Raw genomic sequence first — 14,342 nt, 5'->3', positions numbered from 1 at the left:
GATGTAGCTCCGTCTCGTGGGCTCGGAGATGTGTATAAGAGACAGGTACTACCTGATAGCTCAGGCGCCGCTTTCCTATGCCCTGTCCTTCGTTTCGAGGGCGCGGAACAAGGGGGCCGAGGCCCTGCTTCTCTGTTCGGGGGTATCGGTCGCCTCGAAACTGCTTTTGCTTGGCGTCTTCCTGGCGCTGACCGGGCACAACCCCCTGATGCCGGACCCCGAGCAGATACGCCTTTTGCTGACGCGCCTGTATGCCGAGCTCTCCCCGGATGGGGAGCAGGCCTGGGTGTTTCGGGAGGCGGTGGATGGGATGGCGGCGCTTTTCCCCTACATGCTGCCGTCCCTGGTCCTGGTCTCATCGCTCTTCGAGACGTTCGTCAACTACGGGCTCGGGGTGCTCTGCCAGAGGGGACGGGCGCAGAGCCCCCCTCCGCTTCCTCCGTTCTCGGACTGGCGCTTCTCCGGAACCTTGCTGCCCGCCATGTTTCTGGCGTTTCTCATGGGCTTTTTCGCCTCGGACTGGACGCCGGGCGCGATGTTTGCGATGAACCTGAAGATCGTGCTGAACGTCTTCTTCTTCGTCCAGGGATTGTCGCTGATCTGGTGGTGGTTTGTGCGCCGGCGCGTCGGCGTGTTCTGGCGCTGCCTCGCCCTGGCGGTTTTCGCCTTTCCCGTGTTCTGGCTTTGGCTCGTCTTCCTCGGGGCGGGGGATATGATCTTCGACCTGAGGCGCCGCGGAGGCGCGGCGAAGGGATGAGGGCCGGTTGGGGAGGCGCGAGCCGGGAGGACCGCGGGGAACGTGTGTGCCGGCGGATAGTTGAACGGGTACTCGAAATCTGAGAATCGGTACTCGAAAATTCGATTCGAAGGGAGAGGTGCGTCCGATGCAGGTTATCTTGAAGGCGGATGTGAACAAAGTGGGCCGTGCAGGCGAGCTTTTGACCGTGAGCGACGGATATGCCCGGAACTTTCTGCTGCCCCGCGGCCTTGCCGACGAGGCCACGGCCGGGAAGATCGCGGACCTCAAGGAGCGTCAGAAGCATCAGAGGGCAAAGGAGGACAAGCTGCGTCAGGAGGCCGAGGCCGCCCGCCAGACGCTCCAGGGCAGGACCGTCCGTATCGAGGCGACGGCGGGGGAGAACGGGAAGCTCTTCGGCAGCATCACGGCGGCTCAGATCGCCGAGGCCCTGGAGGCCCAGCATGGCGTCGCGGTCGACAAGCGCGACATAAAAATGGCCGAGCCCGTCAAACAGTCGGGAACCCACCCCTTCACCCTGAGGCTGTACTCCGGGGTGGCCGCGGAGATGGTGCTGTCCGTGACGGTTCGAGGCGCCTGACCGTCCCCCTTTGTCCATGCAGCTCTATGACCGTGTGCCCCCGCAGAACCTGGGGGCCGAGCGCGCCGTCCTGGGCGCCTGTCTCCTGGAGCAGGAGGCCCTGGGGATCGCTCTGGAGACCCTGAGTGCGGACGATTTCTACGACCTGAACCACAGGACGGCCTTCGGGGTGATGAGCGACATGTATGCCGCAAATCGCCCGGTCGACCTCGTGACCTTCGGGGAGGAACTGCTCAAGAGGGGGGCTTTCGAGAAGCTTGGGGGGCAGCCTTTTTTCGCCTCCCTCGTGGCGGAGGTCCCCACCACGGCCAATGTCGGGTATCACTCCGATATCGTCCGGGAAAAATCGATTCGGAGGCGCCTGATCGATGCGGGGAGCCGGATCGTCAGCCTGGGCTATTCGAGCGACCTCGAGAGCGCCATGATCATGGACGAGGCGGAGCGCGCCGTGTTCGAGGTCTCCCAGAACAACAACCGCGTCGATTTCCGCCCCGTCCGCGATATCCTGGGCGGGACCTTCCGGAAGATCGAACAGCGGTACCAGCAGAGCGGCTCCGACGTCAGCGGGTTCGAGTCGAGCTTTACGGATCTGGACCGCCTGACCGGTGGATTTCAGCCCGGGAGCCTGAACATCGTCGCCGCCCGTCCCTCCATGGGAAAGACGGCGTTTGCGCTGAACATCGCCCAGTTCGGCGGCGGGGGACGCAACGCCGCCGTGCTGATCTTCAGCCTGGAGATGTCGTCGGAACAGCTGGTGCAGCGCATGCTGGGCTCGCAGGCCCAGGTGGACATCCAGGCCATGAACACGGGGACCATGGGCAAGAGCGATTGGGACGAGCTGCAGAATGCGGCCGGGATCCTGACCCGGCGTCCCATCTTCATCGACGACAGCTCCATGCTGACGACGATGGATTTCCGCGCCCGGTGCAGGCGCTTCAAGGCGCGCCACGAGAACCTCGGGCTGATCGTCGTGGATTATCTCCAGCTCATGAGCTTCGGCGGGCGCTCCACGGACAACCGGCAGCAGGAGGTCGCGGAGATCTCGCGGATGCTCAAGGGCGTTGCCCGCGAGCTGGACTGCCCGGTACTCGCCCTCTCGCAGCTCTCGCGTGAGACGGAGAAGCGCCCCGACAAGAAGCCCATGCTGTCGGACCTTCGGGATTCCGGCGCCATCGAGCAGGACGCGGACACCGTCATGTTCCTCTACAGGCCGGACTATTACGAGGAGTCCAAGCCCGATGTGGACAGCGAGGCCTCGCTGAGCCTCGCGAAGAACCGCAACGGCCCCACGGACATCGTTCACCTCATCTTCAGGCGGCAGATCACGCGCTTTTTCAACGCGATGGCCTCCTGAGGAAGCGTGGACTTGGAAATGATGGAATTGTAAATGATGGATTGGAGAGGCGGATGCACGGCCGCCGACGAGTCGGGATGATTTTGGAGGAATGTTTGAACGTTATGAGTGATTTGTTGAAGGACAATGGGGACGGGAAAGGGCTGGAGAGGGACGAGTACCGGGAGCTGGAGGTCTATGGCCGGGAGGACGCCGGGACGGCCGAGGAGGGGTTCGGCGCTTACGGATTGAGGGACGAGCTTGCCCGTGCCCTGGAGAAGAAGGGGTTCGAGACCCCCACCCCCGTGCAGTGCCGGGTTCTGGAATCCGACTGGCGGGGACGGGACCTCATCGTGAGGGCCCGGACGGGTTCGGGGAAAACCCTGGCCTTTCTCCTGCCCCTCCTGCAGGATATGCGCGTCTCGGAGCGTTCGCCGCATCTTCTGGTGCTGGCCCCGACCCGGGAACTGGCTCAGCAGACCGCCCGGGAGGCGGAGTGGCTGGTGCGCTACCTCGACGTCTCGGTGGTCTCCCTCGTCGGAGGGCTCGAGATGTCGCCTCAGCTCAGGGCCCTCCGGGAGGGGGCGGCGATCGTCGTGGGGACACCGGGCCGGACGCGGGATCACATCGAGCGCGGCAGCCTGAGGACCGAGGGCATTCGCTGCGTCGTCCTGGACGAGGGCGACCAGATGCTGGACATGGGGTTCCGCGAGGAGCTGGAGGCCATCCTGGACGCGCTGCCGGAGGATCGCCGCACGTGGCTCTTCTCGGCGACGATGCCCCCCGAGGTGCGCGCGCTGGCGGACCGCTACCTCGACACCCCCCTGACCCTGACCCTGACGGAGGAGGGGGAGCAGCACGAGGATATCCTCCATCGGGTCTACATGGTCCCCTCGCGCCGCCGTTTCGAGGGGCTGGTGAACATCCTGCTCTGGGAGCATCCCCGGCGCAGCCTGATCTTCTGCCATACCCGCATGGAGTCCATCGAGGTCGCCCAGCGGCTGCAGGACGAGGGGTTCAACGCGGCGGCCCTGCACGGGGACATGACGCAGCGCGAGCGCAACGCCGTGCTGGCCTCCTTCAAGTCGGGCTCCATGCCCTGCCTGGTGGCGACGAACGTCGCCGCCCGCGGTCTGGATGTGGAGGGGGTGACCCACGTCATCCAGCTGGGGCTTCCCGACGACCGCGAGACCTTCGTGCATCGAAGCGGCCGAACCGGAAGGGCCGGAAACGAGGGGACGAACCTGATCCTGCTCTCGCCGGTCGAGGCGGGGCGCTTCCGCGCCATGCTGCGGACGACGCAGATGAAGGTCGAGTGGCAGGACGTTCCGGGCCTGGACCGCATCCATACGGTCCAGCGCGAGGTGGCGGAGGAGAAACTGCTCTCCGCGCCGCTCGAGACGGAATATTCGAGTTACCTGAGCTGGGCGGAGGACCTGCTGGAGAGGGCCGAGCCCAAGGTCCTGGTCGCGAAGCTGCTGAGCTCCCTCAACTCTCGGACGGCCAAGGGCTACAACCTCGGCGCGGACCTCGAGCGCGAGCGCGAGCGCCGCAGCCGGGGCACGGGCCGGGGGGAATACGCTGCGGGGACGCCGCGGCGCTCCGGATCCCGTCCCAGGGGCACGATGACGCGCCTGCGCAGCAGCCAGGGCGGGGCCCGGGATGTGGGGCGCGTTCTGAACGCGATTTGTACGGCCCTCAAGGTGGAGCGGTGCGAGGTCGGCGCCATCCGCCTGAAGGACGATCACGTCATGGTCGAGCTGCTGCCTCTGGCCCTCTCCCGGCTGGAGCAGGGACGTGCCGGGCTGGCCCGATGGGGGCTCTACCCGGAGGACGAACCCCGGGCCCGCAGGGGGACGGACGTCGCTCCGAGATCGCGCTACGGCCGCGGGGGAAGGGATTGATCACGGATTTTTAGGAAAGTGCTGATTTAACCCATGAAGCACCCCGGTGGTACCCCAGCTTGCCTATTTTGAGGAAGAAACCTGCCGGGGCCGCCGCTATCAGGATAGCGGCGTGGGGGATTGGGGGCAAAGCCCCCATGTTAAATTTATAGGAAGCGTTGTAGACTTTTGACTATAGAAGTTTTGCATATTTACCCTTGGTAAATTATGTGTTTTTGTTTTAATCAACGCTTCCTTATGTCAGCGCAGCAGGATGTCCGCCCCGCGCTTCCTTCCGGGGGTGACGACCGAGACGTTCGTGAAGGCGCTGCGTCCCTCCTCGTCGACGGCCCCCACGACGTGTCGGCCGTCGGGGACGCGGTGAAAGAAGGTCTCGTTGGGCAGGGCCGAGCCGATGTAAATCCCGTCCAGATACCACCATACCCTTCCGACGGCGCCCTCCGCCCTCATCGGGATCCTCTGCCGCAGGTCCAGCGGGGCGGAGGTGTAGACGGCCTCCGCGATGGGGGATGTGATGGAGAGCACGGCACGCCTTTGAATCTGCTCCTGCGGCGTCTCCCTCGAGGAGAACTCGGCGGGCAGCATCAGCGTCGGCTGCCCCCGCCGGATGACGTGGAGGCTGCAGGGCGTCGTCTGGGTGACCCCCTCGATCGACCAGTCCAGGCGGGTCGACGTGCAGGCCGCGGTGGGCGGCTGGCCGGAGAGCGCGCATACGGTGCGCAGGACGAGCCCGGCCGGTTTGCCGTACCAGGACGACCTTGGCGAGATCGTTCGGAGAAGTTTGACGGCGACGGGAGCGGCGGCCTTGGCGCCCACCAGCCCCGGCCAGGGGTCCCCCTCGGGGTTGCCGACCCACACGACGGCCGTGTAGTCGGGGGTCCACGCCGCGCTCCACGCGTCCCGAAGCCCATAGGAGGTGCCCGTCTTCAGGGCGACGTGCCAGTACTGACCCAGGGTTTCCCGTGAGAACGTCGTCAGCCGGCTCCTGTTGTCGAGAATGTCGCTGACGATCCAGCAGGCGGCCTCCGAGGCCATCCGGGTCTCCTCCTGAGGAAGCGGCGAGGGGGTGAGGCTCAGGGGCCGGTGGCGTCCCAGCGACGCCAGTGCCGTGTAGGCCTCGAGGGCTTCCATGACGGTGACCTCGCAGCCGCCCAGGATGAGGGAATCGCCGTAGTGTGTGGCCGGCTGGGTGAGGTGAGCCAGGCCGCACTCCCGCATCAGCAGCAGTACCCGGTCGGGCCCGGCCAGACGCAGGACGCGCACCGCCGGGGCGTTCAGGGACTCGGCAAGGGCGACCCGGGTGCTGACGGCCCCGCGGTAGCTCAGGTCGAAGTTGCGCGGGGCCCGTCCCGAGAAGGCCATGGAGGAGTCCGCCAGAAGGGAGGACGCGGTCAGAAATCCCTGATCGACGGCGGAAAGGTAGGCAAAGGGCTTCAGGAGGGAACCCGGCGAACGGGGAGCCCGTCCGCAGTCCACCCAGGCGTTGCGGCTCCCGTCCCCGAACCGCGCGTTGCCCACCCATCCGACGAGCCGGGCCGTCCGGTTGTCCACGATTCCAGCGGACAGGGTGATCTCGCGGGGCAGGTCCGAAAGGGATTGACGGAGCAGGGACTCCAGCTTCGTCTGGATCTCCAGGTCCAGAGTGGTGTCGATCCTGCCGTCGCCGTTTCCCGCGACCCCGTTCTCCAGAACGAGCTCCGCGAAGTGGAAGGCGCGCAGGGGGGGGGCGTAGCGGCGATGGGGCAGGTCCTCCAGGAGCGCCCTTTGAGCTGTATCCGAGGTGAGGACACCCCGATCCCTCAGGAATCGGATGACGGTGTCCCGTCGGCGCCGCGCCGCCTCGGGCCTCAGGTCGGGGCGGTACAGGGTAGGGCCCTTCAGCATCCCGATCATCAGGCAGGCCTCTCCCGGGGAGAGCTTGAGGGCCGGCTTGCCGAAATAGAGCAGGGACGCGGCCTGCACGCCCCGGATGTTGCCGCCGAAGGGCGCCTGATTCAGATAGTTCTCCAGAATCTTTTCCTTCGTCATCACCCGTTCCAGCTTCATGGCCTGAATGAACTCCCGGACCTTGGTCCCCAGGCTGCGGGCCCTCCGCGCCGGGACCGCCGGGCCACGTTCGGACGGCTCCCTCCCGGACGACTCCCTCTTTGATGGTTCTCTCTCGGATATGGAAAGGCGTATGAGCTGGCTGGTTATGGTGGAGGCCCCGGAAACGACGCGCCGGGCGGCGATGTTCTGGACTGTGGCCCTCAGAAGCGCCAGGGGATCGATGCCGGGATGGCGGTAGAACCGGCCGTCCTCGACGCCGACGGCAACCAGCGGCAGCCATTTTCCCATCTCGGAGAGCGGGATGGGAATCTGCCACTCCGAGTTCGAGGAGAGCCGGAGGTGAAAAAGGCGTCCCCGGGCGTCGTAGAGGGCGGGGGACGTCTCGATGCGGGTCACCTGCTCCTGATCGAGGGGGATGAGGAGATACAGAAGGGCGAATGCCGCGATCCCCGAGAGAACCGCCGCCAAAAGAAAGAACAGGCACGCGCGAAGGCGTCCTCGTGCGCGGATGGAATTTTTGACCTGCATCGGATTCCTCTTCATCGTGTAATGGTAAGGGCATAAGATCAGTTCATTGGGCCTGACTCTTCATCTTTCCCGTTCGATTCAATGCGTCAATGCGGCTTTCTGGCGGTCTCCTGGGCGTTGACCGAGGCGATGTCGCGGGTGAAGTAGGCGATGTTGTGGCTGTGGTCGCCGATGCGCTCGAGGTTGCTCAGGATGTCGATGAAGTGGACGCCCTTCTCGGGATCGCATTCTCCCCGGTTCAATCGGTCGATGTGATTCCTGCGGTATCGTTTTTCCTGGCTGTCGATGCGGTCCTCGAGGTCGTGGATGACGTAGTCCGCCTTGGCCGTGTCCTCGGTCCTGAGGGACAAAAGGGCGCAGGAGAGGGCCTGCTCGGCCGTGTCGAACATGTCCCAGAACTCCTGGTTGGCCTGTTCGGAAAAATGGGAGCCGTCGTCGAAGCGTATCACGCTCAGCTCCATGAGGTTCTCGAGATGGTCCCCCACCCGTTCGAGGTCGCCCGAGGCGTTGACGTAGCAGCCGAGGACCGTGGAGACCTCCCCGGAAAGCCCCCGCTGCCAGATCTCCGAGGCGTAGGAGGAAATGGCCTTGTTGACCTCGTTGACGCTCTTCTCCTGGTCCGCGAACTGCGTCATCAGGGGGTCGATGTCCTGCTCCGTGTAGGCCCGGCGGACGATGCGAAGCATGTTCTGGACGATATCGCCCATGTGCATCAGCTCGTCCTTGGCGGCCTCGACGGCCGCCGCCGGAGAGGCGTCGAGGAGCTTCTTGTCCAGGTAGAAGACCCCGGAGGCCGAAGCGGGCTCCGTGATGGGCAGGATCGCCTGGACCAGCCGGGCGAATTGGGAGGCGAAGGGAATGAAGATGATGGTGTTGACGACGTTGAATATCGTATGGGCGTTGGCGAGCTGACGCCCGACGTCCGAGGCCGTTTGGACGACTACGAGTTTGTAGAAGGGAAGGAAGGAGAGGAAGATGGCGACGCCGAGAAGGTTGAAGAGCACGTGGGCGGCGGCGGCCTGTTTCGCGTAGCGGTTGGTCCCGAGGGCGGCCAGCACGGCCGTGATGGTGGTGCCGATATTGTCCCCCAGGATGATGGGGATGGCTGCGTCGATCCCCAGAAGCCCCTGTGAGGCCATGGCGATCGTGAGCCCGATGGTGGCGGCGCTGGATTGCACGATCATGGTCAGGATCATGCCGGCCGCAACCCCGTAGAGGGGGTTGGAGCTGAGGAAGAGCAGCAGTTCCCCGTGGGAGGCCATGAAGCGGGTGGCGCCCTCCATGGTCTGCATCCCCAGAAAGAGGAGCCCGAAGCCGACGACCCCGTTCCCGAAGTAGCGCTGCCGTTTCGACCTGCCGAAAAGGGCCAGGGCGACCCCCAGGGCGATGAAGGGGAGGGCGAAGTCGTTGATCTTGAAGGCGATGATCTGGGCCGTCACGGTTGTGCCGATGTTCGCCCCCATGATGATGCCGATGGCCTGCTTCAGGGTCATCAGCCCGGCATTGACGAAGCTGACGGTCATCACGGTCGTTCCGCTGCTGCTCTGGATGAGGACCGTGACGAGAACCCCCACGAAGACGCCGCGGAGCGGCGTCTTCGTCAGCGTCCCGATCAGGTGGCGCATACGGTCCCCCGCTATGAACTGCAGGGCCTCGCTCATCAGCTTGATTCCGTAGAGAAAAAGGCCTACGCCGCCGGCTGCGTGAAGCAATACGGATGAGTCCACGAATGATTTACCCCCAAATCGATGTCGCTCCCTGCCCGGGAACGCGCTCCTGCAAAAATCTCCTCCATATCTCTTTTCTATTGGTAAGAAGTATAGCATTCTTTGGGGTCGGGCGTCCCGCTTCCGTACGCAGGCCCCGGTCCGGTTCCCCTGACCGGAAAAACGACGCCGTGAATCCCGAGGACAAAAGGACCAAAGCCTTTGCCTTTTTGAGCCTTAAGTCCCTTCAGTTATTTTACGCAAGTGATATTGTGGGGGAAAATGTCATGAAGTGGAAGTAAGTAGGAAAAAGTGGGGAAAGGGAAAGCGGCGGTGAGATGCCTTCATGTTGATGGGGACCTTCGAACATCGTCTGGATACGAAGGCTCGCCTGGTCCTTCCGGCGAAGTTCCGGGAGAGGCTGGGCGATACGCTCGTCGCCGCGATCGGGATGGAGCATTGCGTCTCGCTCTATTCCCGGGAGGAGTGGGAGAACTTCACCGCCTGGCTGAAGACGAGCTCCTTTCTGGACAGCGAGAGGACCCGGAAACTCCACAGGCTCATCCTCTCGAGCGCGCATGAACTCGCGCTCGACGGAGCGGGAAGGATTCTGCTGCCGGGGGTGCTTCGCGACTATGCGGCGCTCGATCAGGACGTCGTCGTGAACGGCGTCAACGATCATGCGGAGGTCTGGGACCGCTCGAGGTGGACGGAGTACTGGAGCGCGGGGCTCGCCATGCTTCCCGAGCTGACGGGGGGCGGCGCCGAGGCATGACGCACGAGCCGGTCCTGCTGCAGGAGGTGATGGGGTTCCTGGCCCCGTTGTCGGAGAGAAAGGACGGCGTCAGGGTCCTTGACGGGACTCTGGGGCTGGGGGGATATTCGGAATCGATCCTCGAGGCCCTTCCGGGGGTACGGGTCCTGGGGCTGGACCGCGACCTCAGCGCGATATCCCATTCGGAAGAAAGGCTCGGGCGTTTTTTCCCGAGGTTCCGTGCGGTGCACGGCCGCTTCGGGGCGATGGGGACCCTCCTTCGGGACGAGGCTCCGTTCGACGCGCTGGTGTTCGACCTCGGGGTCTCCAACATGCAGCTGACGGAGGCGGAGCGGGGCTTTTCCTTCCAGCATGACGGGCCGCTGGACATGAGGATGGATCCTCATGGAGGTGCCCCGACCGCGGCGGAGGTCCTGATGCGGGAGGGCGCCGGAGAGCTTGCCAGGATATTTTGGGAGTACGGCGGCGAACGCTATTCACGCCAGATCGCCGCGCGCGTCGAGGCCGAGAGGCGCAGGGGAAGACGGATCGAGACGACGGGGCAGTTCGTCGCCCTGATCCGGGAGCTCCTTCCGGCTCCGGTCCAGAGGAAGATGGGGATTCACCCGGCGCGGCGCGTCTTTCAGGCGCTTCGGATATACGTCAACGACGAACTGGGGGAGCTCGAGTCCATGCTGTCGGCCCTGCCGGGCCTGGCGGCGAAGGGGGCCGTTGCCGTGATCGTCTCCTATCACTCCCTGGAGGACAGGATCGTCAAGCATCGCTTCCGGGCCTGGGAGAAGGAGGAAGGGCGGGGCAGGGTTCTGACCCGCCATCCGATTCAACCCGGCGAAGAGGAGACGGAGCGTAATTTCAAGGCCAGGAGCGCCAAGCTCAGGGCATTTTCTTTCTCTTAGGTCTTAGGTCAACTTGGGGATGCAGCATCTATGGACGGGGGCTGTAACTTATGGGTAGAGTCAACAGAGGACGGGCAATGAGAAAGAACTTCATGACGGGAGTTGTGTTCGGCCTGCTCGTGCTTTTGGCGCTGGGGGCGCTGCGTTATGAAGCGGGCCGCCTGGCGTATCGACTCGACAGCCTGAACCGGGCTATCGGAAGGTACTCGATGGAGGAGACCGCCCTGAGGCAGGAGTTCTCCGGCCTTGTGGCTCCCATCAGAATCTACAGCTACTGCAAGGAGCAGCTTGGGATGGAGAAGGTTCGGGTTGCGGAGACCATCCTCGTCCGGCCCCGCGATGGAGCTTTGACCGCCGAGAGCGTTTCGGAGCCGGTGAGGGGCTGGCGCGCGAGGGTCGCCTGGATCCTCGGGGAGGGGAACTGAGCGGAGGATGGAGCTCCATGCGGAAGGTCCGGGGACGCGAAGTCTGCCAAGGGGGCGCTGACTTTTGAGGCGGCGCTTTTTCGGTCCGTGGGGCCTGTTCGTCGTGCTGTTCGTGCTGTTTGCCCGGACGCTGGTCGAACGTCACTGCTATCCGGACCCCAGGGTGCTTCAGCAATCCCAGCAGCAGTACTGGAGGCGGGTACCCGTCAAGGCGAATCGGGGCATCATCCAGGATTCCAAGGGCAACGCCCTGGTGATCCCCGAGATGGTGTCCAGTTTCGCCGTCGATCCGAAGCTCCTCGATTCCGCCGATCTCCCGGCCCTTCGCCGCGTGTTTTCCGAGGATATCGTGGGAAAGCTGCAGCCGAACGGCGAGGGGCGTTTCGTCTGGCTGAAGCGCAAGGTGTCGGGGGAGGAAGCACAGAAAATCCTGGCGCTGAACATACGGGCCGTCCGCGACATCGGAGAGCAGGAGCGGCGCTATCCCAACGGAAGCCTCCTGGCCCACGTGCTGGGGTTCTGCGACATCGACAACCGCGGTCAGGCCGGGATCGAGCAGTCGTGGAACTCCGTCCTTTACGACCCTCCGGGGTACCGCATCATCATCCGACGCCCGGGGGCCCATTCGATCGGCCTGGGCGGAGACGAACCGGAGCGGAGCCACGTCATGCCCGTCGTGACCCTGACCGTCGACAGCCGGATGCAGTATGTGGTCGAAAAGCACCTCGACAAAATCGCGTCGGGAAACGGGGCGAAGTGGGCGGCGGCGATCTGCATGGACCCCTGGACGGGGGCGATCCTGTCCATGGCCAGCTGGCCTCCCTTCGACCCCCGGGTCCGGGAGGGGTTCCGAAAGGAAGCGCTTTCGAACAACGCCGTCAGCCGCAATTACGAACCCGGGTCGACCTTCAAGCCCATTTATATGGGAATAGCCCTGGAGCAGGGCTGGGTGCGGACGAACGAGACCTTTCACTGTCCGGCCCGCCTCAAGGTCGCCGACGGTTACGTGGCGGAGGCCTACCCCAGGGCGATGGGGAACATCAGCACGGCCCAGCTCATCATCAAATCCTCCAACGTGGGGATGGCTCAGATCGGCGTCCGGTCCGAGAAGGTCAAGATGTACGAGACCCTCTGGAGCTGGGGGTTCGGCTCGGCGAGCGACGTCGAGCTGCCGGGGGTCGCGAACGGAATCCTGCCCTTCCCCGAGCAGTGGCGCGGCGTCGTGCCCGCCAACATCGCCATCGGCCAGGGGCTGGCCATCACGCCGCTGCAGCTGATCAACGCCATGGCCGCCGTCGTGAACGGGGGAAAGCTGATGAGTCCCTATATCGTCAAGGAGGCCGTGAACTCGTCGGGGGAGGTCGTCTACAGGGGGGAGCCCCGTGTGATGCGGGAGGTCCTCACTCCCGAGACGGCGCAATGGCTGCGAAAGACGATGCGGTCCGCCGTGCTCGAGGGGACCGGAAAGGGAGCGAACACCGCCATCACCGAGCTGGCGGGGAAGACCGGAACCGCTCAGGTCGCGGAATCCGGGAAGTACAGCAAGAACCGCTACGTCGCGTCCTTCATCGGCTTCTGGCCCTATGAAAAGCCGCGCTATCTCATGCTCCTGTCCATAGGGGAGCCCACGAGCGGACGCTACTACGGAGGCGAACTGGCCGCCCCCTCCTTTCGGGCCATCGTCGAGGAGATGGCGGAGGTCGAATATTATGCCCCGGGAAAGAATGATCGGTCATGAGTGTGAATTTTTCCAGCCTGATTGAGCTCGTTCGGGAGATGGGCCTCCTTCGGGAGGCCGAGGGGGCCGGGGGGAACCCCCGGATAACGGACGTCGTGTCCGACAGCCGGAGCGTTCGTCCGGGGGCCCTGTTCTGCTGCATTCGGGGCGAGAGGAGCGACGGGCACGACTACATTCCCATGGCCCGGGAGCTTGGGGCCGCGGCCCTGCTCTGCGAGCGGCCCGTCGACGCCGGGCTTCCGTCCGTCGTGGTCCCGTCCGTGCGCGAGGTCATGGGCGAGGTCTCCGCCGCCGTATACGGGAATCCGTCGGAGAGGCTGCTGATGGTGGGGGTCACGGGGACGAACGGCAAGAGCACGACGACCTACGTCCTGCGCAGCATCCTGAATGCCGCCGGGATACGCTCGGGGCTTCTGGGCACGATCGTGGAGAGCGACGGGGTGAAGGAAAGGGATGCGGACAGGACGACCCCCGAGAGCTGCGTCGTACAGCGCCGGCTTGCGGAGATGGTCCGGAACGGATGCGGCGCCTGCGTGATGGAGACCTCCTCCCACGGGCTCTTTCTGGGGCGACTGAGGGGATGCCGCTTCGACGTTCCGCTCTTTACGAACCTGAACCCCGAACATCTGGATTTCCACAAGGACATGGAGCACTATTTCCAGGCCAAGCGGCTCCTGTTTTCGCGCTACGCACGGCCCGGATTCGAGGGGGCCGCCAACGCGGACGACCCTTACGGGCGTCGGCTGCTGGAGGATTTTCCCGAGAATGTGCGGGGTTTTGCCCTTGCCTCCGAAGCCTTTGCGCGAGTGACGGAGTTCCGGACCGGCCTGGAGGGGACCTCCATGACGGTGTCGATGCGCGGTTTCCCGGACCTGCATCTGCGGAGCCCTCTCGTGGGGAACTTCAACGTCTGGAACGTGCTGGCGGCGGTAACGGCGCTGCGGGGGCGGGTGGGGGACGAGGCCATGGTCCGTGGGGCCGCCGAGGTCCCGCAGGTCCCCGGACGCCTCGAGAGACATTCCCTGCCGAACGGCGCCTGCTGCTTCATCGATTTCGCCCATACCCCCGAGGCTCTGAAAAACGTCCTCGCCGCCGCTCGGGCGCTCTGCCCGGGCCGCCTGATATCGGTCTTCGGGCATGGGGGGGGGCGCTATCCTCTCAACCGCCCCGCCCTCGGCAGGGTCGCCGCCGACTTGGCCGATCTCGTGATCGTGACCATGGACAACCCGAGGGACGAGGACCCCGCGGAGATCGCGGCGGGGATCGTCGGGGGAATTCAGGAATCGGGCGGTGCGCGGCATCGGGTTATCCTGGACCGCAGGGAGGCCGTCCGCACCGCTTTGAGCATAGCCGCTCCCGGGGACGTGGTGGTGGTATCGGGGAAGGGCCCGGAGCGGTACCTGGAGCAGGGCGGGAAAAAGACGCCCTACAACGATGCGGAGACGGTGGATTCCTGGATCCGCTCCTCCGGGGGCGACCATTGAAGCCGGACGTGCGGGTCCTCGGCGGACGATGCAGCCGTATGGGGCTAAGGACACGCTGCTTTATCTATGAAGCCTCCCTGTGGTACCCCAGCTTGCCTGTTTTCAGGAGGGAACTTGCCGGGGCCGCCACTATCAGGATAGTGGCGTGGGGGGTGGGGGCGAAGCCC

The 14,342-nt window shown here is 64.8% G+C and carries 11 protein-coding genes; 9 read left to right on the top strand and 2 right to left on the bottom strand.

Annotation, left to right across the window (positions count from 1 at the left end; all coding sequences use genetic code 11):
* Nucleotides 1–28: 28 nt before the first annotated feature.
* From ABLA28_RS02300 to ABLA28_RS02285, 4 genes are all read left to right on the top strand, one after another.
* Complete coding sequence (locus ABLA28_RS02300) at nt 29–757, top strand: DUF2232 domain-containing protein (RefSeq protein ID WP_347712347.1); 729 nt, start codon at nt 29–31, stop codon at nt 755–757.
* A 127-nt stretch (nt 758–884) separates the two neighbouring features.
* The gene (gene rplI / locus ABLA28_RS02295) at nt 885–1,337 is read left to right on the top strand and encodes a 50S ribosomal protein L9 (RefSeq protein WP_299299954.1); all 453 of its coding nucleotides are present in this window, start codon (nt 885–887) and stop codon (nt 1,335–1,337) included.
* 16 nt (nt 1,338–1,353) lie between these two features.
* Complete coding sequence (gene dnaB, locus ABLA28_RS02290) at nt 1,354–2,691, top strand: replicative DNA helicase (RefSeq protein WP_299299960.1); 1,338 nt, start codon at nt 1,354–1,356, stop codon at nt 2,689–2,691.
* 104 nt (nt 2,692–2,795) lie between these two features.
* A complete protein-coding gene (locus ABLA28_RS02285; RefSeq protein WP_314718686.1) occupies nt 2,796–4,574 on the top strand; it encodes a DEAD/DEAH box helicase in 1,779 nt (592 codons plus the stop codon).
* A gap of 240 nt (nt 4,575–4,814) precedes the next feature.
* On the opposite strand, the gene pbpC is transcribed toward ABLA28_RS02285, so the two are convergent.
* Nucleotides 4,815–7,151 carry a penicillin-binding protein 1C gene (gene pbpC, locus ABLA28_RS02280; RefSeq protein WP_347712346.1) on the bottom strand — a complete coding sequence of 779 codons (2,337 nt, stop codon included), beginning with the start codon at nt 7,149–7,151 and terminating at the stop codon, nt 4,815–4,817.
* An 86-nt stretch (nt 7,152–7,237) separates the two neighbouring features.
* Nucleotides 7,238–8,878, bottom strand: a complete 1,641-nt coding sequence (locus ABLA28_RS02275) for a Na/Pi cotransporter family protein (protein ID WP_347712345.1) — start codon at nt 8,876–8,878, stop codon at nt 7,238–7,240.
* Nucleotides 8,879–9,203: 325 nt separating this feature from the next.
* Here ABLA28_RS02275 and mraZ point away from each other — a divergent pair, with 325 nt between their 5' ends.
* The 5 genes from mraZ (at nt 9,204) to ABLA28_RS02250 (ending at nt 14,175) form a co-directional block, all read left to right on the top strand.
* Nucleotides 9,204–9,632, top strand: a complete 429-nt coding sequence (gene mraZ / locus ABLA28_RS02270; protein WP_299301828.1) for a division/cell wall cluster transcriptional repressor MraZ — start codon at nt 9,204–9,206, stop codon at nt 9,630–9,632.
* Nucleotides 9,629–10,528, top strand: coding sequence for a 16S rRNA (cytosine(1402)-N(4))-methyltransferase RsmH (gene rsmH, locus ABLA28_RS02265; RefSeq protein WP_347712344.1), 900 nt, complete (start codon nt 9,629–9,631; stop codon nt 10,526–10,528). Before mraZ ends, rsmH begins: the two co-directional genes overlap by 4 nt.
* A 77-nt stretch (nt 10,529–10,605) precedes the next feature.
* Nucleotides 10,606–10,953: a hypothetical protein gene (locus ABLA28_RS02260; RefSeq protein WP_347712343.1), complete on the top strand. Its 348-nt coding sequence runs from the start codon at nt 10,606–10,608 to the stop codon at nt 10,951–10,953.
* Between the two features lie 64 nt (nt 10,954–11,017).
* The gene (locus ABLA28_RS02255) at nt 11,018–12,691 is read left to right on the top strand and encodes a penicillin-binding protein 2 (protein WP_347712342.1); all 1,674 of its coding nucleotides are present in this window, start codon (nt 11,018–11,020) and stop codon (nt 12,689–12,691) included.
* Entirely contained in the window at nt 12,688–14,175 is a 1,488-nt protein-coding gene (locus ABLA28_RS02250) for a UDP-N-acetylmuramoyl-L-alanyl-D-glutamate--2,6-diaminopimelate ligase (RefSeq protein WP_347712341.1), read from the top strand. The genes ABLA28_RS02255 and ABLA28_RS02250 overlap by 4 nt, the downstream gene beginning before the upstream one ends.
* The last annotated feature ends 167 nt before the right edge of the window (nt 14,176–14,342 follow it).

Source organism: uncultured Fretibacterium sp., from assembly GCF_963544685.1.
Taxonomy (GTDB): Bacteria; Synergistota; Synergistia; order Synergistales; family Aminobacteriaceae; genus CAJPSE01.
The sequence above is the reverse complement of the archived record's forward strand: the minus strand, read 5'-3'. Positions and strand labels throughout refer to the sequence as shown.